Below are 19517 nucleotides of genomic sequence, written 5' to 3'. Positions count from 1 at the left end.
GGAGGGCGGCCCCTACCGAGCCTTTTGCCTTTGAATTTGTAGGGGCCGCCCTCCGTGGCGGCCCGCGTGAAGCGAATGACTCAACAGAGCAACGCCACCTCACACCGACACCCCCGGGCGGCGCGTGAGCCGCTTGGCGAGTTCCGGGGGCACGCGGTTGTCGTCCAGCGAGCACGAGCCGAGCCGCGGCAGCACGCGGCGGTCGGCGAGCGGCTCCGGGCCGGTCCTCAGGTTGTTGCTGTTGAGTCGCAACTCGACGAGGTTCTGCAGCGCTGGGGCCGCGAGGAGCGCCTGAACCGCGGCGTCGGTGAGGCGGCACGCCCCGAGGTCGAGCCGGGTCAGCGTCGCGAACTTGTCCGCGGCGAGCGCGCGGGCCGCGGCCGGGCCGATGGGCCGACCGTTGAGCGAGAGCGCCCGCAGGTGCGGCAGGTCGAGCCGCGTCAGGAACTCCTCGAAGTGCTGCGGGGTCACGCGGTCGCCGGTGTGGAGCGAGTGCCCAGCGAGGTCGAGTTCGAGGAGCCCCCGCAGCGCCGGGTTCTTCGCGAGCGCGTGGAGCGCGGTCGTGCCCACTTCGTTGTTCGACAGGTCGAGGTGCTTCAGCCCGGTGAGCGCCCGGCTGCGGACCAGCAACGCGACGTCGGCCGGCCCGAGGACGTTCACGCGGACGCACAGTGACCGGAGGCCGCCGAGCCACGGGGCCGCGGCCAGCGCCCGTGCCCCGGGGCTCAACAGGCCGCACCCAGTGAGGCTCAGATGGGCCGGGCGGAACCACGGCGCGCCGAGGAGTCGCTCCGCCGAGCCGCCGCCGAGGTTGATGCGCTCCAGCTTCAGGCAACTGAGGTTCGGGAACGCCGCCGACCGCGCGAACGCCTCCCACTCCGGGAGCCGCGTGGCGCACCCGGTCAGGTCCAGCGTGTGCAGGGTAGGGAACGGTCCCGCCCCGCACAGCGCCTCGAACGCGCCCAGCAGCAGCCCCTCGGCGCGGAACGTCCGGAGCGCCGGCCGCCACGCGCCGGTCCCGAGCGCGCGGGCACCGGCGGGCGTGAGCCCGTCGCACCGGGCGTTGAGGTACTCCAGCCGGGCGAGGTGCTCCGAGCCGGCGAGCGCCGCGGCCCCGGCGTCCCCGAACGGGAACGCGACGACGAGCCCGCGGAGGTTCTTCAGGTGCTGGCAGTCGGCTAGGAACCGGGCCGCGTCGTTATTGGGCTCGCCGGTCGCGTACAGTTGGACCGTGAGGCGGTCGAGCCGCGCGACGACGGGCTGGCGGAGCAACTCGCGGAGCTGGTCGTTGGTGAGGTGCCGCACCGCGAGCCAGCGGGTCGGGATCTCGTCGAGCGCCTGCTCCAGGCTCGCGGCCAGGTCGCGAACCGCCCTCAGCCCGGCGTGGTGGTTGCCGTCGAACTCGAGGAACGACGGGAACCCGCGGCGGGTGAACCGCCACCACCCCGCCCCGCCGGAGACCTGGAGCCCGGCCCGGTACTTCAACTGCGGCCCCGGGGCGTGCGCCGCGAGCCGGGTCGTCAGCTCCTGGTGCCGGGCCTGCCAGTCGGCGTACTCGGGGTGGTCCGGGGCTGCGGACTCGAGCCGGCACCCGAGGCGGACGAACTCGGCCTCCTCGCCGCGGTCGTGCTCCTCCAGCCAGTCGGCGTACACGAGCCGCGGGGTGTCGTCGTCCGGGTGCGCGACCACGGCCCGGTAGAGTGCGTCGCCGTCGGTCATAGGGCCGGAGTTTCGAGTTTCGAGTTCAAAGTTTCAAGTGAAGAACTCCGGTCGCTGACGCTCCCGGCTCGCCCGGTTCTCGTGGGGCAGACATTCTTGTCTGCCTCCAGTCGCCTCACGAGGCAGACAAGAATGTCTGCCCCACCAAGCCCACTGCGTCACTCCTAAACATTGAACTCGAACCTCGCAATCGCGTCACAGCACCACCCCGGGGCGGCGGGTGAGCCGCCACGCGGTCTTGCTCGGGACGCCGTGGCCGAGCCGGCAGTACCCGAGCCGCGGGAACACCTTCGGGTTCGCGAGCTTCCCGGCCCCGGACCCGACCTTGTTGCCGTGCAGGTCGAGGTGGGTCAGGTTCGCGAGCGTCTTCGACTCGGCCAGCGCCGCGGTCCCGGCGGCCCCGAGTGCGCAGCTCTCGAGTTGGAGCCGGGTGAGGTTCGCGAACGCCGGGGCCGTCGCCAGCACCCGCGCGCCGCGGACGGCCACGGGCAGCGCGCTCAGGTTCAGGTGCCGCAGCTCGGGCGCGGCGAGCGACGACAGGAACTCGACGACGTGCCGGGCGGCGATCGGCCCGCGGGCGTGGTTGGTCCGGCCCAGGTTCAGCGCCCGCAGCCCGGTGAGGGTCCCGCTCGCGGCGATCGCGGCGAGCCCGCCGGGGCCGATCGGGTTGCCCGACAGGTCGAGGTGCCGCAGCCCGGCGAGCGACCCGGCGTCGGCCAGCGCCTGAACGCCCCCGGCGGTGACCCCGGACTCGCGGAGGCTCAGGACGCGGAGGGTCCGGGCGAACGCGGCCCCGGCGAGCGCCTCGCACCCGGCCCGGCGGGCGTGGCCCTGCTCCAGCGCGAGGTGCCGCAGCGGCCACTTCGCCTTCGCGAGCGCGGCGACCACGTCGTGCTGGAGCCCGTTGCCGGACAGTTCGAGGTGCGCCAGCTTCGGGAACGCCTCGCTCGCGACCAGCTTGCGGACCGCCGCGGCCGACACGTTCCCGAGCCCGTCGAGCGTCAGCGACACGAGCCGGGGCATGGGCGGGAAGTCGGCCAGCGCCCGGACCACGTCGCTGCGGCCGCCCCACCCGCTCCACAGGTGGAGCCGCCGCAGGTTGCGGAACCACTTCACCCCGTGGAACGCCTTGAGGGACCGGGCCGAGATCGGGAAGTCGATGACGAGCTCTTCGAGGGTGCCCAGGTGCCGCGACCCGGCCAGCGCCCGGCACCCGTCCTCGCCGATCATCAGGTCGAGGTACAGCCGCCGGAGCCCGGCCGCGTGTTGGGAGCCGGCGATCGCGGCGACAGCGGGGTCCTCGTCCCCGTCGTCGAGGTAGTCGATGTACAGCCCGCGGAGGTGCCGGAACGCCCGGTGCGCGGCGAACCGCTCGACCTCCTCGGTCGTCGCGCCGTCGAGGACCAGGCTCCGCCCGGGGGTCCGCCGGAACGCGTCGTCGAGGGCCGCGACCAGCGCGCCGATGGTCTCGTCGGCCGACCCGCCGTAGTCGTCGAAGCAGTACACCTCGTTGAACCCGCGGCGGCTCTGGTCCCACCCGCCGACCCGGACGCGGGTGTCGCCGTCGGTGCCGAAGAGGGGCTCGTTGGGGTCCGGGGTGTGCGCCGAGAGCCAGTCGGCGAGGTCGAGTTCGCGTTCGAGGAGTTCGGGGTAGTCCGGGGCGTCGAACGCGCCGGCGGCGAGGCGGCACTGGACGCGGATGAACTCGGCCCGCGCCGACGGCCCCGCGGCCGGCGAGGGCGCGGCGTCCGGCGCGTTCTCGTCGAGCCAGTCGGCGTACACGAGCCGGGGGGTGTCCTCGTCCGGGTGCGCGACGATGGCTTTCAGCAGGGCGGCTTCGTCGGTCATACCCTGGGCATCATAACCGGTGCCGCGGCCGTGTGAAGCCCGTCCCGGCGCGCCGCGAGCGGTTGGAACTGCTGGGAAACCCGCGACCTACTCGCACGCCTCACTTCATCCGACCCAGGCGTCCTGTACCAACTCTTGCAACGGACGAACGAGCAACCGGCAGCGGGCGCATGCGTCGAACACCGTAGGCAGGATCTCTTCCGACGCGCTGAGAACGGCTCGCCCCTGTTGCAGCGGCCCCTCACCCCATCATCCGGCGGAACTCCTCGAACAGGTAGCTGGAGTCGTGCGGGCCGGCGGCGGCCTCGGGGTGGTACTGCACGCTGAACGCGGGCAGCGTCTTGTGCCGCATCCCCTCGAGCGTGCGGTCGTTCAGGTTGACGTGCGTCGCCTCCATGTCGGACGGGAGCGTCGCGGGGTCCACCGAGAACCCGTGGTTCTGCGTCGTGATCTCCACCTTCCCCGTGCGCTCGTCGAGCACCGGCTGGTTCGACCCGCGGTGCCCGAACTTCAGCTTGAACGTCTTCGCCCCCACCGCGAGGCCGAGCAACTGGTGCCCGAGGCAGATGCCGAACACCGGCTTCTTGCCGATCAGCCCCTTCACCGCCTCGATGGCGTACCCGACGGCGGCCGGGTCGCCGGGGCCGTTCGAGAGGAACACGCCGTCGGGCTTGTGCGCGAGGATCTGGTCGGCGGTCGCGGTGCCGGGGACGACGGTGACCCGGCACCCGACCTGCGTGAGGCACCGGAGGATGTTCCACTTCATGCCGTAGTCCACGGCGACGACGTGCCGGTCGGCCTTGTGCGCCGGGATGACGTGCTCGGCGAACTGGCCGAACCCCTCGCTCCACTCGAACGCCTTCTTGGGCACCACCTCGCTGACGAGGTCGCGGCCCTCCATGCCGGGGAACTTGCGGGCCTTGGCGACGAGCGAGGCGTCGTCGAGGTCGGCGGTGCTCAGCACGCCGTTCATCGCGCCGCGGACCCGTAACCGGCGGACGAGCGACCGCGTGTCGATCCCCTCAATGCCGGTGACGCCGCTCTTCTTGAGGTAGGCGTCGAGGTCGCAGTCGCTGCGGAAGTTGCTCGGCACGCGGGTGAGTTCGCGGACCACGAACCCGGCGACCTGCACCCGGCCCGACTCCTGGTCGGCGGCGGTGGTGCCGTAGTTGCCGATGAGCGGGTACGTCATCGTGACGATTTGACCGGTGTACGACGGGTCGGTGAGCACCTCCTGGTAGCCCATCATGGAGGTGTTGAACACGACCTCGCCGCAGGTCTCGCCGGGGGCTCCGAACGCCCGGCCGGTGTACACGGTGCCGTCGGCCAGGGCCAGTTTCGCCGTTCGCGCAGTGGGGGTGCTCATCGTGGTGCGTCTGTCCTCGGGTCGGGCCGCTGGTCGCGAGCCCAAATCAGAAGAATGATACGGACCGCGGGCGCCCGCGGGTATGATGTCGGGAACGAAACGCCCGGCTCGTGCGTCGAAGATCGCAGCCCACCCTCCCTACCCGCCGCTCGCCACGAACCACCGCCATGCCGTCACCCCTCGACCGCCGCACGTTCTTCGGGTCCGCCGCGGCCCTGTCGCTGTCGGCCGCCAGCTACGCCAAGGTCAGCGGCAGCAACGACCGCGTCCGCGTCGGGTTCCTCGGGTGCGGGGGCCGCGCGCAGGCGCACATCGACCTCGTGAACCGGTTCGCCGCGGAGGGGAAGCCGGTCGCGGCGGCCGCCGTGTGCGACGCCTGGGACGGGCTCGAAGACGAGTACGAGGTAAACTTCGGCGGCAAGGTCACCCGCCGGCGGTACGCCCAGGGGCTGTTCCCGTCGGCCCGCAAGTGCGGCCTCGACGTCGGCGACCGCACTCGCGTCACCAAGGACTACCGCATGGTCCTCGACCGCAAGGACGTGGACGCGGTGTGCATCGCGACCCCCGACCACTGGCACGGCCGCATGACGGTCGACGCGCTGAACGCCGGGAAGGACGTGTACGTCGAGAAGCCGATGACGCACACGCCCGAGGAGGCGGTCGCGGTGTGCGACGCGTGGCAGCGGACCGGCCGGGTCGTGACCGTCGGCGTGCAGTCGATGGCCGACGGCGTGTGGGTGCGGGCGTTCGACACGGTCCGCCAGGGCGGCATCGGCCACGTCGCACACGCGCAAGGGGGCATCTTCCGCAACGACGCCCGCGGCCAGTGGCGGTTCTACCGGCTCGCCAAGGAGATGACCCCGAAGACCGTGGACTGGGACCTGTTCCTCGGCCACAAGTTTGAGCTGGCCGGCAAGCACCTGGGCCCGACGCCCAAGGAGCAGCCGTTCGACCGGGCCGCGTTCGCGCAGTGGCGCACGCTGTGGGCGTTCTCGTCCGGCCCATTCGCGGACCTGCTCACGCACCCGGTCGCGCACCTGTCGGCGGCGATGGGGGTGCGGTTCCCGGCCCGCGTCACGGCCGGCGGCGGGACGTACCTCGAACTCGACGGCCGCTCCGTGCCCGACGTCGGCACGCTGGTCGCCGACTACGACGAGGGCTGCCAGCTCGTGCTGACCGCGGCGACGGTCACCGGCTACCCGGTCGAAGAGGTGATCCGCGGGCGGCTCGGGGCGCTCAAGTTCGTGAAGGGCGGGTTCCAGGTGTTCCGCGACGACCCGAACCGCGGCGCGACGTTCCCCGCGCGGCTCGAAGCGCCGCTCACGCCGGCCGAAGTGGTGTCGGTCGAGCCGCCGCGGAACGAGACCGAGGCGCTGTGGGAGAACTTCCTGGCGTGCGTGCGGGCGCGGCAGCAGTCGACCTTCTGCCCGCCGGACCTCGGCGCGGTCGCCGTCGCGACGACCGCGATGGCGGCGCAGAGCTACCGCACCGGTCAGGCGCAGTTCTGGGACCGCGAGCGCCGCACCGTCACCTCGACCGATCCCGGGTGGGCGCTGCGCCACGAGCAGCGGAGCAAGGCGCGTGCGAAGCCGAACCAGGTGTTCGGCTGGTCCGGCGGCGACGCCGGCAGCACCCTCGCCCCGCCCCCGCACCAGAAGCTCGCCGGCCCGTGGGTGAACGGGAAGGACCCGGCGTAGCGCGCGGTGAACTCTGGACCCTGGCGAGCGGGGGACGTGATGCCAAGTCCGAGTGAACCGGAACCGTGGTGTCCGGGTCCGAGCCCGAGCGCCGAGCGAGGGTCAACGTGAACCCTCGCTCGGCGCTCGGGCTCGGGCCAACACGAATCCAACCGATCCGGGATGAGGCCGCCGGTGTGTGGAATTGCGGTTCTACCGGGGGACTCACGTCCCCCGCTCGCCCGAACCAGGAGGCTCACCCCCGGTCCGCGTTCGTTGCGTGCGCCGCACTCCGGGCGTACCATCACCCCCTGGTGCCCCCTTCACCACCGGGAACTGACATGCGCGCCCTCACCGCCGGCCTGTTCGCACTCGCACTCACGGCCTGCGACAACAAGCCCGCCGACACCAAACCGGAACCGGCCCCGGCGCAAGCGCCGCCGCCGGCCCCCCGCGAGCCGAAGCCGGACGCGAAGGCCCCCGCACTCGAAGAGGCGGACGCGGAGACCCAGAAGTTCTTCGAGGCCAACCTCAGCAAGCTCATCAAGGTGAAGCCCACGCTGGTGAAGGACCCCGCCGTCGCCAAGGTGTTCGTCGTGAAGGTGTACCGCGTGGAGCTGACGGTCAACAACAACCGGTTCCCGCTCCAAGTCAGCCGCAACGGCGACGCGATCGTCGCGCTGAAGGACCTGTCCACGAACCAGGACATGCCCGAACTCAAGGCGATCATCAACCCGGATTTCAAGCTCCTGAACGACACCGACGCGATCGTCTTCGAGGCAGCGACCGAAGCGCTCTACCCGCTGTCCGACGGGTTCGACGACGGCGGTGCGGCGGTGAAGCAGGTGCGGCACAAGGGGACCGAGTGGACGTTCGTCCGCGGCAAGTTCTTCGACAAGTTCAAGGGGTTCGTGGTCACCACCGACGAGAAGGGCGCGGTCACCAAGGTGCGGTACTCGCTCGACATCCCCACCAAGTAGCGCGCGGCGCAAACGAAACGGCCGCGGGCGTCGAGGCGGCTCGACGCCCGCGGCCGCTGGTGCCCCCCGGTACTCAGTTGCTCAGCGCCGACGGCGGGGGCGGGCTGGCGGGGCTGGTCGGTGTCGCCGGGCCGGTCGGCTTGTTCAGGCTGCTCTCGGCCTGGCCCAGCAGACTCTTGATGTTCGTGCGGAACGACTCGTACTGCGCCGCCATGCTGTCGCGCTCGGCGCGGACGGTCGAGGCCGACGCGCGGGCCTCGTCGAGCTGGGCCTGGAGGGCGGTCGCACGGCTCTCGGCCGCCGACACCTTCTCCTCGGCCGCCAGCGCCCGGAGCCGGAACTGGTCGCGGGCCGCGGCCGCGGCGCGGAAGTCCTCGTCGAGCCGCTTGGCCTTGGCCTCGAGGGCCGGGTTCCGCTCGTCGCCGGTCGGGGCCGGGGCCTTCGAGCACCCCCACGCCCCGACCAACATCACCAGCACCAGACCCAGGGCCTTGTGTGAACGCGTCATCGCGGAGTCTCCGTATCAACCGGGCGTCGGCGGTCCCGCCGCAGGTGGGTCCCGGTGGTGTGGGAAAGGTCGACCTGAACGCTACGGGTCACGCACCTTCTCTCGACGCCCCCAAACCGCCCACTTAACGGGAGCGGACCACTTTACCACCCGCCCCGCCGCCCCCCGCGAGGGGACAAAGGGACTGTGCCGATCGGGCCGGTGGCGCGGCCGGAACGCGAACACGGTTCTGGCCCGGACCCCGGCGGCCGCATAGATTCGGAATGTCACACCCGCCACAGAGCTCTCCCATGCTGCTCGCCGCCTACGTTCAGGATCTGAACCCGCTCGGGGTCCGGGTCCTCTCCACGATCGTCGCCGCGCTGCCGGTGCTCGTGCTCTTCTACCTGCTCGTCGGCCGCCGGTGGCTCGCGAGCTGGGCCGGGGCCGCGGGGAGCGTCGTGGCCCTCGTGCTGGCCGCGACCGTGTACGGGATGCCGCTGGAGATGGCCGGCGCGTCGTTCGTGTACGGGGCCGCGTTCGGGCTGCTCCCGATCGGGTGGACCGTGTTCGCGGCGATGGTGCTGTACAACATCACCGTCGAGACCGGGCAGTTCACCGTCATCCGCCGGTCGATCGGGAGCCTGAGCCAGGACGCCCGCATCCAGGCGGTGCTCATCGGGTTCGCGTTCGGCGCGTTCATGGAGGGGGCCGCCGGGGCCGGGTCGCCGGTCGCCATCTGCGGGGCCATGCTCGTCGGGCTCGGGGTGCCGCCGTTCCGGGCCGCGGTCATCTGCCTGATCGCGAACACCTCCCCGGTGTGCTACGGCGGGCTCGGCGTGCCGATCATGACGCTGCAAACGTCCAGCGGCATCGACGCCGACAAGATCAGCATCATGTGCGGGCACCAGCTCCCGTTCCTGTCGTGCCTGATCCCGCTGTACATGGTCAAGACGATGTGCACGTGGCGCGAGACGCTCGCGATCTGGCCGGCGCTGGCGGTCGGGGGCGGGTCGTTCGCGGTGTTCCAGTTCATCTTCGCGACCGCCCACGCCTACGGGTTCCCCCCGATCTGGCAGCTCACCGACATCGGCGGCGGCATCTTCTCGCTCGTCACCCTGGCGCTGTTCCTCAAGTTCGTGTGGAAGCCCAGGGCCCAGTGGCGGTTCCCGGAGGAAGCGCAGGCCACCGAACCCGCACCGCGGAGTGAGGACAAGAAGCACGGGCACGACTTCCAGGCCGAGCACGCCCAGGAAGAGGTTCGCGAGTTGCTCGAAGCGCCGAAGACGCCCGCATCAGAAGCGCCGCTCACGCTCGGGTCGGTCACGCTGGCGTGGATGCCGTGGATCCTGATGGCGCTGTGCCTCGTCGGGTCCGGGGTCGTCAAGCAGTTGGAGAAGGACAGCGGCGGCCCGCTCGACCTGTTCGGGCTCAAGTCGTACTACGACGTGCCGATCGCCGGCCTGCACAAGCAGGTGCAGCGGGCCGAGGCGCTCGTGCCGCCCGGCACGAAGGACGAGGACAAGCTCGAAGCGGCGGTGTTCAAGTTCACCTGGCTCACCGCCCCGGGCACCCCGGTGCTGCTCGGCGCGGTCCTGTCGATGTTCCTGCTCCGCATGTCGGCGACGCAGGTCGCGAGCGTGGTCCGCAAGACCGTGTACCAGATGCGGATCCCGATCCCGACGATCGCGTTCATGCTCGGGCTCAGCTACGTCACCAAGTACGCCGGCATGGACGCGACGCTCGGGGTGGCGTTCGCCGCGACGGGGGTGCTGTACCCGTTCTTCGCCGCGATGCTCGGCTGGCTCGGCGTGTTCCTGACCGGCACCGACGCGGGGAGCAACGCGCTGTTCGGCGGCTTGCAGAAGATCACCGCGACCGAGGTGTGGACCGCCCACCACGAGGGGGCGATGTCGAACCTGACTCTCGACCAGGCGCAGACGCTGATCTGCACGGCGAACAGCACCGGCGGCGTGATGGGGAAGATGATCGACGCGCAGAGCATCTGCGTGGCGACGGCCGGCACGAACCAGATCGGCAAGGAGGCGGACATCTTCAAGGCGGTGATCGGGCACAGCATCCTGCTGGCGAGCATCGTCGGCCTGCTCACGGCGCTGCAAGCGTTCGTGTACCCGTTTACGCTGATGGTACCTAAGTAGGAGAAGCACTCACCGAGGTCTGCCATGATGGCACTGCTCGCCGGCTCGCTCGCAATGGCCCTCGTCGCGGTCGACCCGCCCGGCGACGTCTCAGCCGACGAGGTCGCCCGGTTCCACTTCCTGTTGGGTCGGGGGGAGCGTGAGCCGGGTGAGTTGGAGAAGGCCAAGCGGTGCCTCGCTGCGAAGCCGGCGCTGGCCCGCACCCGGAGCGACGTCTTCGCACGCACCCCGCTCCACTCCGCGGCCGAGTGCGGGGACGCGGAACTGGCCCGGTACCTCCTGCGTCGCGGGGCCAGGACGGGCGCCTCGGACATTCACGGAAGAACCCCACTCCACTTCGCATCGACGCCGAGCGTGGCACGGTTCCTCATCGCCAACGGCGCGGACATCGATGCCAGAGACCAGCACGGGAGAACGCCCCTGGCCGATGCCGTGGACCAGTGCGGGCGATACATACTGCCTGACGCGGCCCGCCACCTGGGCGTCGCCCGGGTGCTCGTCGCCGCGGGCGCGACGTGTGACCCCCTCACGGCCGCATTCATCGGCGACACGAACCGTCTTCGTGCGGCGCTTCTGGCCGCCCCCGCCCTGGCCCGGAACGACAAACTCGTAGTCGCAGCGGTGAGCGGCGGCCACGCCCCCACCGTGCAACTTTTACTCGACAGCGCGGCAAACCCGAACGCGGTCGACGAGGACCGGTCACCGAACCCGGCACTCTTTTACGCCCTCGCCCATCCGGACGTCGTTCGCGTCCTCCTCACGGCCGGGGCCAAGTCCAAGGGCCGGTTCAAGCCCATTCGCTACTCAAAAGGATTCATGACGGATAACGGGCAAACGCTCCTGCACTACGCAGCGGACAAGGGCCACGTCGAGACGGCAAAGCTACTGCTCGAAGCCGGCGCGGACATGAACAGCCGTGACGCGCTGCTGGGGGAGACACCGCTCCAGTGCGCGGCCATGTTCGGGCGGGTCGAGATGATCCGGTTCCTACTCGATCAGAAGGCCAGCGTTCGCGGAACTACCGGAATGGTCGCCATGTCCCGAGCCGGGGGCGACAACCGCGCCGCCGTGATCCGCATCCTCCGCAACGCGGGCGTTCCCCTGGACCTGTTCTCGGCGCTCGAGATCGGCGACGAGGCGTACGCGCGAATGCTGATCGAGGCCGTGCCGCTGCTCGCATTTGCGACCCATCAGCACTTTTCGGTGCTGGAAATGGCCGCGTTCAAGGGCCACAACGACCTCGTTGCGCTCCTCCTCGACATGGGCGTCCCGATCGAGGCCGGGGACAACAGCGCACTGATGGCCGGGGTCTGGGGGAGGCACCCAAGTACCATCGAGCTGCTGCTCCGCCGCGGGGCCAACGTCAACTGGCAAAGGCACTCCGGATATGCACTCCTCCACTCGGCTGAAACGGCGGCAGTCGCGAATCAACTCATCGGCGCAGGAGCGGACGTCAACGCCCGGAGCGGGGACGGTCGAACCCCGCTCCACGACGCGGTCGAATCGGGCAAGCACGCGGTAGCGGAGGCCCTCTTGGACGCGAAGGCCGATGTGAACGCTGCGGACAAGAACGGCCGCACGCCCCTGCACGTGGCGGTCGAACGCGAGAACGTCGAAGCCGTCCGCCTGCTGCTCACTGCCGGGGCCGACGCCAACGCTGCCGACAAGGACGAGAAGACGCCCCTCGGGTACACCAACACGTATTCGGACCCCGACATCGTCGCGCTCCTCAAGAGCCGCGGCGCGAAGTAACCCACGAGGCCGACCCATGACCCGACTGCTCACGTTGCTCGTCGCGCTACTCGCCGCCCCGTCGCTCGCGGGTGCGGGGCCGGGGAAGTTCAACAAGGTGCTCGCGCCGGGCGACGCGGCCCCCGCGTGGGAGGGGCTCGAAGGGACCGACGGCAAGAAGCACGCGCTCGCCGACCTCAAGGACAAGGAGGTCGTCGTCGTCGTGTTCACCTGCAACAGTTGCCCGGTCGCGAAGGACTACGAGGACCGCATCGTCGCGCTCGCCGCCGCGCACGCCGGGCCGGACGCGAAGGTCGCGGTCGTCGCCATCAACGTGAACACGGGCCGCGACGACGCGCTCCCCGCCATGAGAGTCCGCGCCGAGAAGAAGAAGTTCCCGTTCGCGTACCTGTTCGACCCGACCCAGGAGATCGCCCGCAGGTACGGCGCGACCTACACCCCCGAGTTCTTCGTCCTCGGCAGGGATCGCACCGTCCTCTACGCCGGGGCGCTCGACGACAAGTCGCCGCCGGAAGAACCCAGTACCAGGTACGTCGAGGCCGCGGTGGCGGCCGCGCTGGCCGGGAAGAAGGTCGAGGCCGCCGAGACCAGCGCCGCCGCCGGGTGCCGCATCAAGTTCAACCCGAAGAAGGACGATTGACCCGCCCCGTGACAATTCGCGCCGGCCGCAATACATTAACCAGAGGACAGGGGCCCGGCGGACAGAACAGCAGGAAACGAAACGGGCTCGTCGTCGTCTTCTGGCCCTGTCGCTCCGAGCGTCCGTCCTCTGGTTCTGAGTCTTGCCCCTCGCCGGCCGAACCGGAGACGTACAGACATGGCGACGGTCCTGGACTGGAACCCGGCCGTCGACCCCGCCGAAGTGCTGAGCGTGACCCGGGAGGCGATCGAGGCCGGCCGGGTCGTCGTGCTCCCCGGGGACTGCGGGTACGTCGCGCTGGTCAACCCGGCCGCCCCCGACGCGGCCCGGCAGCTCGCGGCCCTCGCCGCCGGCGGCGCGGCCCCCCCGGCCGTGCTGGCGTGGAACGCCGAGGACCCGCAGGGGCTCGGGCTCCCGGTCTCGACGGTGGCGCGGCGGCTCATGTACCGGGCGTGGCCGGGGCCGCTCGCCCTGGCCGTCGCGGGCGACCCGCGGTGGCCGACCGAGTGGCCGGCCGCGGTCCGCGACGCGCTCGCCGCCGGTGGCCCCGTGCGGTTCCGGTGCCCCGAGCACCCGGTCTGCGAGGCGCTGGTCCCGGCGCTGACGCTCCCGGTGCTGGTCGCGGACACGTTCCGGCCGACCGCCGAGGCCGCGCTCGACCTGGCCGACGACGACGGCGCGATGGCGGTGTCCGCGGGGGAACTGGAGGTCGCGGGCACGCCGACCGTTGCGACGTTCCGCGGCGCGGGGTTCGAGGTTACGGAGCCCGGCCTGTTCGCGGTCGAGGAACTGGAGAAGTTCGCCGCCCGGATCGTGCTGTTCGTCTGCACCGGGAACACGTGCCGCAGCCCGCTGGCCGAGGCGCTCGCGAAGAAGCTGCTGGCCGACAAGCTCGGGTGCGACCCCGAGGAGCTGCCCCGCCGCGGGCTCTGGATGCTCTCGGCGGGGGTGGCGACGCACGGGGGCGACCCGGCGGCCGACGACTCGGTGACGGTGGCGGCCGAGTTCGGGGCGCGGCTCGACGGGCACGAGAGCCGGGCGGTGAACCCGCAACTGCTGGCGGCGGCCGACGACGTGATTACGATGACCCGGGGGCACGCGGCGGCGCTGGCGGCCCGGTTCCCGGGGGTCGGGCCGGCGCCGCGGCTGCTGTGCGGCGACGCCGACCTCGACGACCCGATCGGCGCGGGCACCGACGTGTACCGCGCGTGCGCCCGGACCATCCTCGCGAACCTGGAACGCCTACTTCCGGAGTGGACAGGCCAATGAAGATCGCCGTGGGGAACGACCACCGCGGGGTCGGGATCAAGCACCGGCTGCTCGCGCTGCTCAAGGACCTCGGCCACGAGGGCCGCGACATGGGCGCCGCCGGGCAGGCGAGCGTCGACTACCCGGACTTCGCGATCACGGTCTCCGAGGCGGTCCGCACCGGGGCGGTGGACCGCGGCATCCTGATCTGCGGGACCGGCCACGGCATGTGCATCGCCGCCAACAAGGTCAGCGGGGTGCGCGCGGCCAACTGCCGCGACATCGTGGACGCCGAGTTGAGCCGCCGCCACAACGACGCGAACGTCATGTGCCTCTCGGCCGACCTGATCGGCGAGGAGCAGATCGAGCGCATGGTGCAGTCGTGGCTCGCCACCGACTTCGAGGGCGGCCGCCACGCCCGCCGCATCGAGAAGGTCGCCGCCTACGAAAAGGCCCACGACCCGCAGGGCAAGTGAGTGCGGCCATACGGTAGGCGACTCGCTCCGCGAGTCGCACCCCGGCGCCCCGGAGGTTCCCGGGGGTCGCGAATCGGCCCCGGGATGACCCGCGGAGCGAGTGACCTGCCGAGAGCCACCTGCGGTTCCCCGGCGGAGTGATTCTGATTGGCGAACGGTCGGCGGCGTGCTAGAACGGAGTGCCGGGCCGCGGGTGACCCTGCGGCCCGCACACTTCGCACCCGGAGCGCCCCCCATGTCCTCGCGCCGCAGCGTCACCGAACTCGTCGAGCCGGACCTGCCCATCACCCCGATGCTGGACATGTCGTTCCAGCTCCTGGCGTTCTTCATCCTCACGTTCCGCCCGTCGCCCACCGAGGGGCAGATCGCGCTGCGTCTCCCGCCGCTGGAGAGCATGACGGGACAGGAGATCAAGGAACCGCTGGACGTCGAAGACGATAAACCCGCGCGGTTCGTCGTGCAGGTCACGGCGTCCGACAAGGGCACCATCGAGAAGATCACGCTGCGGTCCGAGCTGGGGGCCGACGACAAGAACCTCGGGGCCGACCCCGCCGCGCTGCTCAAGGAACTGAAGGGCCTCGTCGCGGCCGAGACGAAGCGGCGCGAGGCCGCGGCGGCCCGCGGGACGAAGATCCCGCCCCCGAAGTTGACGATCGAGATCGGCAACAAGCTGTTGCAGGCACCGGTGGTGCAGGTGTTCGACGCCGCGGTGCAGGCCGGGTTCACCGACGTCTCGACGACCCCGCTCGACAGGGAGCGCCGTTGACACTGGCGACGCTCTTTCGTGTCGCCCCGGGGCCCACGCTCCGCCCCGCCGCGACACGTCGCCCGACCCCGCGGACACCTCGATGACGCCAGCGCCGCCGACCGCCCCAGCACCGCCCGACGCACCCCCGAGCCGGTTCGCCCGCGCCCGCGCCGCGGCCGCCGCGCCGTTCGTCGCGGCGATGCGCGAGGTCGCGAGGCAGCCGCTGTGGTTCCGGGCCGGGTTCGTGCTGGTGCTGGCGGTCGGGTCGGTCGCGGGCGCAGTGTACGCGAGCGTCCACCTCAAGAAGCGCGACGCGGTCCACGCCACGGCCTCCGCGTGGGGGGCCTACACCGCCGCGGCGCAGAGGGCCGACCTCGACGGGATGCGGGCGGCGCTCGCGGCCGCGGCGGCCGCCAACCCCGCCGACCCAACGCCGGCCCGGTACCGCGAGATGATCGACCGCGGCTCGGCCGACGCGGACGCGCCCGAACTCGCCGCCGTGCTGATGGCGCACCACCGTGCCGCCGAGCGGCTCCCCGAGGCCGCCCGCGAGGCCGAGAAGGTGCTCGCGACGTACCCCAAGAACTGGCTCGCCCGGTGCTACGTCGCGCACCACGCGCTCCAGGACCTCCGCGACCCGGCCGCGGCCGAGCGGGAACTCGCGCTGCTCCCCGACCCCGAGGACCCGGCCGCGGGGGTCCGCCTCAACGGCGTCCTCTACGCGCTGCGGCTGTTCGACGCCACCGGCCGCGACGCGACCGGCCTGCGGGCCGTCGCCCTCCGCAAGCTCGTCCCGCTCACCCGCACCGCGGCCGCCGCCGCCGCGCCCGCCGCGGCCAAGGTCCAGCTCGTCACCTGTTACCTCGAACCGTTCGCCGACCCGGCCGCGGTCCCCGAACTCGCCGGGTACTGGGCCGCGGTGGACCGGCTCGCCGAGGACGCCGTGGGCGAGGCGACCGCGGCCGGCGACACCCGCACCCTGGCCCGGGTCGCCGAACTCGGCCCGCGGCTCCGCGTCGCGCTCGCCCTCATCCGCGCCGCCGACCCGGCCCGCCTCCCGCCCGACCGCTTCAAGTCGCTGGTCGCGGCGGTGGACAACCGGACCCGGCGCGCGTGGCTGGCGGTGCGCGAGAAGGAACCCCAGCGGCCCGAGGCGTACCGCGGGCTCGCGGTCCTCGCGCTCCAGGCGGGCGACCCGGCCGCCGCGGTCCAGCACCTCGTCGACGGCCTCGCGGCGTGCGGCGACCGGCCCGTGCTGCTCGAACAGCTTGTGGCTCTCGTCGCAAGGTACGGCACCGACGCCGCCACCCGGGCGCTCGCCGACCGCATGTGGAAGTCGGCCGAGACCGGGAAGCCGAGCCCGGTGAGGTGGTGCCTCGCGGCGGAGACGGCGCTCGTCGTCGGCCGCCCGGACGCGGCGCTGGTCGCGTGCCGCAGGGCCCGCGCCGCCGACCCGCGCCACCCGTGGGCGTGCGGCACCGAGGCCCGCATCCACGCCCGCGCCGGGAACTTCTTCGACGCCCGCGAGGCGCTCGCCGCGCTCGGCGAGCCGGCCGTCCTCGCGAGCCCGGCGCTGGTGCGGCTGCACGCCCGCGTAATCGTCGGCACCGGGCTGTGGCTCCTCCGCGACGACGAGTTCAAGAAGGCCGCGGCCGCGCCCGGGAAGAACAGGGCCGCCGCGGTCGCGTTCCTCCGGGGCGTGCTCGACGCGCCGCCCGACGCCGACCGTTCCGCGTGGGTCGCCGCGACCGCCGAACTCGTGCTCGCGACCGACCCCGACGCGGGCGGCGCGGCGGCGGCGCGGGCCGACGCACTGTTCCGGCTCGCCGAACTCTCCGCGGCGCCGCACGCCGAGGACCGGTCGAAGCCGCCCGTGTGGAACCCGGCCCGCGTGGCCGCCGCGCTGCGGGCGATCAACCAGCTTCCCCCCGAACAGCGCGCCACGCAAGACGCGATCGCGGCGGTCGCCACACTGCAACTCAAGGGCGAGGGGAGCGCGGCCGCGGCGCTCCGAACCGTCGCCCCGCTCCTCGCCGCCGAGGCGACCGCGGCGCCGGCGCACCTCGAAGTCGTGGGCACGGTGCTCCTCGCGAGCGGCCGCGCCGCCGAGGCGGTCCGCCTGCTGGAGCGCGCCGCCCGCGGCCCCGGCGCGACGGCCGGGTGCGTGGTCGCGCTGGCGACCGCCTACGAGCGGAACCACCAGCCGATCGAGGCCCGCGCGGCCCTCACGCGTGCCGAGGCGATGCCGAACCGCTCGGGCCGCGAGCAGGCCGAGCTGATCGCCACGAAACTCACGCTCCTGAAAGAGACGCCCTGATGCCCGCGCCGCGCACCCTGGCCGCACCCGCCCTCCTCTTCTGCGCCGTCGCCGCCTTCGCACAGCCGCCGAAGGACGCCCCGAAAACAGCCCCGCCCCCCGACGAGCAGAAGGCGAAGGAGGCGTTCCTCGCCGGGAAGCTCGACGACGCGATCGCCCACCTCCGGGCCGCCGCGAAGGCGAACCCGGCGCTGTCGCCCCCAAAGGTGGTCGCCGCACGGTGGTGCGTCGAGACCGGCAACGGCCCGCAGGCCCGGCTCCTGATCGAGCAGGCCGCGACCGAGGACCCGGCGCACCCGGACGTGCTCCTCACGAACGCGAGCTTCGCGCTCGCCGAGGGCCGCGTCACCGACGCCGTCCTGGGCTGCACCGCGGCGCTGGCCGCGACCGACTCGGCCCGGTGGGACGCCGACACCAAGAAGAAGTACCAGCGCGAGGCCCGGCTCGGGCTGGCCGCCGCGTTCGAGGCCCGCGGGGACAGCGCGTCGGTGAGGACGCACCTCGCCGCGCTCCTCGACGCCGACCCCCGGAACGCCGCCCTCCGCCAGCGCCTCGCCCGCACGCTGTTCCTCGTCGACAAGCCCGACGAGGCGTTCGCCGAACTCCAGGCCGCCCACAAGGAAGACCCGACGCTCGACCCGCCGCAGATGTCGATGGCGCAGCTCTGGACCGCGAAGCACGACTTCGCGAAGGCCGACGAGTGGTACACCAAGGCGGTCGCGGCCCACCCGAACGCCGCGAAGGTTCACCGAGCGCTCGCGGGGTACCTGCTCGACCGCGGCCGGCTCGACACCGCAAAGGCGCACCTCGCCGCGGCGCAGAAGCTGGAGCCCGCGTCGCGCGACACCAAGGCGCTCACCGGCCTCACCGCCCGGTACGCGAAGGACTACCCCGCCGCGGCCGCGGTGTTCGAGGAGCTGGTGCGGGACCACCCGTCGTTCGGGTTCGGCGTGGTGAACCTGGCGCTCGTTCTGGCCGAGTCGGGCGACGCGACGGGCAAGCGGCGGGCGACGGAGCTGGCCGAGGGGTACGCGAAGCAGAACCCGCGGGCCGGCGAGCCGCGTGCGGTGCTGGCGTACTGCCTGTTCAAGGCCGGCCGCACCGCCGACGCCGAAAAGGTGGCCCGCACGACCGCCGGCGGCGCGCTGTCGCCCGACGCGGCGTACTTCGTCGCCCGCGTACTCGCCGACCGCGGCGCGACCGACGACGCGCAGAAGATCCTCCGCGCCGCGTCCGAGAGCAAGGACGGGTTCGTGTACCGCAAGGACGCCGACGACCTGCTCGCCGACCTCGACAAGAAGAACCCACCCCCGCCGAAGAAGTAGGCGACGGCGACCGGAGCCCTCGCACGCATTCGAGTGCCGCGGTACAGTACGGGTGTGGTTCGTCACCGGGTGCGGGGGCCGAGATGTCTGCAATCCTTCAGCAGTTGGGCATCGACCGCATGACCGTCGCGGAGCGGATCGCACTCGCCCAGGAAATCCTCGAGACGATCGCGGCCGAGCAGCCGCGCCCGCCGCTCTCGGACGCGAAGCGCCGGGAGCTGGACCGTCGACTCGCGGACCACGCCGCCAACCCCGACGATTGCGTCCCGTGGGAGGAAGTCCGCGCGGCCGCTTTCGCAAGGTTCAGCAAGTGAGCACGCCCGTTATCCTGCGCCGCGCCGCCCAGCGCGAGTTCGACGGCGAACCGATGTTGATGGGTTCGGAGCGCGACCGATGACGGAAGCGGAGTGGCTGGCGTGCGAACAGCCTGATGAACTGCTCGACTCTCCGTACTGTGTCGACAGCCGCAAATACCGTCTGTTCGCGTGTGCCTGTGCTCGTCGAGTGCTTCTATACCTCAAGGACTCGCGGTGTACTGAAGCACTCGACGCATCTGAAGCACTTGCTGATGGCATTCTCAGCCTCGAGCAACGGGCAGCGTTAGCAGCCGGTCGATTTGCAGGTGGGGATACCGAACGGGAGAAGCGTGCCGCCATTGCTGTGCTTTTCGCATGTGTGCAGAGTGATTTGATACGCCGAGCAGCGGGTCAGGCTCGGTTCGCTGTTGGAGGAAGATCCACCTCGAAGGTGAAAGTTGAAGCGATTCGGCAGGCTAA

15 protein-coding genes are annotated in these 19517 nt (G+C 71.9%); 11 read left to right on the top strand and 4 right to left on the bottom strand.

The window, feature by feature from the left end; translation table 11 throughout:
* Positions 1 to 99: 99 nt before the first annotated feature.
* The 3 genes from ACTIGN_RS07315 to carA all read right to left on the bottom strand — a co-directional run bounded on the left by ACTIGN_RS07315 (position 100) and on the right by carA (position 4933).
* On the bottom strand, positions 100 to 1719 hold the full coding sequence (locus tag ACTIGN_RS07315; protein ID WP_439622318.1) for a TIGR02996 domain-containing protein: 1620 nt from the start codon (positions 1717 to 1719) through the stop codon (positions 100 to 102).
* Between the two features lie 195 nt (positions 1720 to 1914).
* Positions 1915 to 3567 carry a TIGR02996 domain-containing protein gene (locus tag ACTIGN_RS07310; protein ID WP_439622316.1) on the bottom strand — a complete coding sequence of 551 codons (1653 nt, stop codon included), beginning with the start codon at positions 3565 to 3567 and terminating at the stop codon, positions 1915 to 1917.
* Positions 3568 to 3808: 241 nt separating this feature from the next.
* Positions 3809 to 4933, bottom strand: coding sequence for a glutamine-hydrolyzing carbamoyl-phosphate synthase small subunit (gene carA / locus ACTIGN_RS07305; protein ID WP_439622314.1), 1125 nt, complete (start codon positions 4931 to 4933; stop codon positions 3809 to 3811).
* Positions 4934 to 5100: 167 nt separating this feature from the next.
* Between carA and ACTIGN_RS07300 the strand changes: the two genes are divergently transcribed.
* Together ACTIGN_RS07300 and ACTIGN_RS07295 are read left to right on the top strand one after the other, a co-directional pair.
* The gene (locus ACTIGN_RS07300; RefSeq protein ID WP_439622312.1) at positions 5101 to 6630 is read left to right on the top strand and encodes a Gfo/Idh/MocA family protein; all 1530 of its coding nucleotides are present in this window, start codon (positions 5101 to 5103) and stop codon (positions 6628 to 6630) included.
* 320 nt (positions 6631 to 6950) lie between these two features.
* Positions 6951 to 7589, top strand: coding sequence for a hypothetical protein (locus ACTIGN_RS07295; RefSeq protein ID WP_439622310.1), 639 nt, complete (start codon positions 6951 to 6953; stop codon positions 7587 to 7589).
* A 73-nt stretch (positions 7590 to 7662) separates the two neighbouring features.
* Here the strand turns inward: ACTIGN_RS07295 and ACTIGN_RS07290 are convergent, their stop codons facing one another.
* On the bottom strand, positions 7663 to 8097 hold the full coding sequence (locus tag ACTIGN_RS07290; protein WP_439622308.1) for a hypothetical protein: 435 nt from the start codon (positions 8095 to 8097) through the stop codon (positions 7663 to 7665).
* Positions 8098 to 8387: 290 nt separating this feature from the next.
* Here ACTIGN_RS07290 and ACTIGN_RS07285 point away from each other — a divergent pair, with 290 nt between their 5' ends.
* The 9 genes from ACTIGN_RS07285 to ACTIGN_RS07245 all read left to right on the top strand — a co-directional run bounded on the left by ACTIGN_RS07285 (position 8388) and on the right by ACTIGN_RS07245 (position 19055).
* Positions 8388 to 10235: an L-lactate permease gene (locus ACTIGN_RS07285; protein ID WP_439622306.1), complete on the top strand. Its 1848-nt coding sequence runs from the start codon at positions 8388 to 8390 to the stop codon at positions 10233 to 10235.
* Positions 10236 to 10259: 24 nt separating this feature from the next.
* On the top strand, positions 10260 to 11987 hold the full coding sequence (locus ACTIGN_RS07280) for an ankyrin repeat domain-containing protein (RefSeq protein WP_439622304.1): 1728 nt from the start codon (positions 10260 to 10262) through the stop codon (positions 11985 to 11987).
* Between the two features lie 16 nt (positions 11988 to 12003).
* On the top strand, positions 12004 to 12627 hold the full coding sequence (locus ACTIGN_RS07275; RefSeq protein WP_439622302.1) for a thioredoxin family protein: 624 nt from the start codon (positions 12004 to 12006) through the stop codon (positions 12625 to 12627).
* A gap of 177 nt (positions 12628 to 12804) precedes the next feature.
* Entirely contained in the window at positions 12805 to 13896 is a 1092-nt protein-coding gene (locus ACTIGN_RS07270) for a Sua5/YciO/YrdC/YwlC family protein (protein ID WP_439622300.1), read from the top strand.
* Entirely contained in the window at positions 13893 to 14351 is a 459-nt protein-coding gene (rpiB, locus tag ACTIGN_RS07265) for a ribose 5-phosphate isomerase B (protein ID WP_439622298.1), read from the top strand. The genes ACTIGN_RS07270 and rpiB overlap by 4 nt, the downstream gene beginning before the upstream one ends.
* A 235-nt stretch (positions 14352 to 14586) precedes the next feature.
* Positions 14587 to 15117: an ExbD/TolR family protein gene (locus ACTIGN_RS07260; protein ID WP_439622296.1), complete on the top strand. Its 531-nt coding sequence runs from the start codon at positions 14587 to 14589 to the stop codon at positions 15115 to 15117.
* Between the two features lie 82 nt (positions 15118 to 15199).
* Complete coding sequence (locus ACTIGN_RS07255; protein WP_439622294.1) at positions 15200 to 17416, top strand: tetratricopeptide repeat protein; 2217 nt, start codon at positions 15200 to 15202, stop codon at positions 17414 to 17416.
* Positions 17416 to 18741, top strand: coding sequence for a hypothetical protein (locus ACTIGN_RS07250; protein WP_439622292.1), 1326 nt, complete (start codon positions 17416 to 17418; stop codon positions 18739 to 18741). Before ACTIGN_RS07255 ends, ACTIGN_RS07250 begins: the two co-directional genes overlap by 1 nt.
* 83 nt (positions 18742 to 18824) lie before the next feature.
* Positions 18825 to 19055, top strand: coding sequence for an addiction module protein (locus tag ACTIGN_RS07245; protein WP_439622290.1), 231 nt, complete (start codon positions 18825 to 18827; stop codon positions 19053 to 19055).
* The last annotated feature ends 462 nt before the right edge of the window (positions 19056 to 19517 follow it).

This window comes from Gemmata sp., from assembly GCF_051859125.1.
Lineage (GTDB): Bacteria > Planctomycetota > Planctomycetia > Gemmatales > Gemmataceae > Gemmata.
The sequence above is the reverse complement of the archived record's forward strand: the minus strand, read 5'-3'. Positions and strand labels throughout refer to the sequence as shown.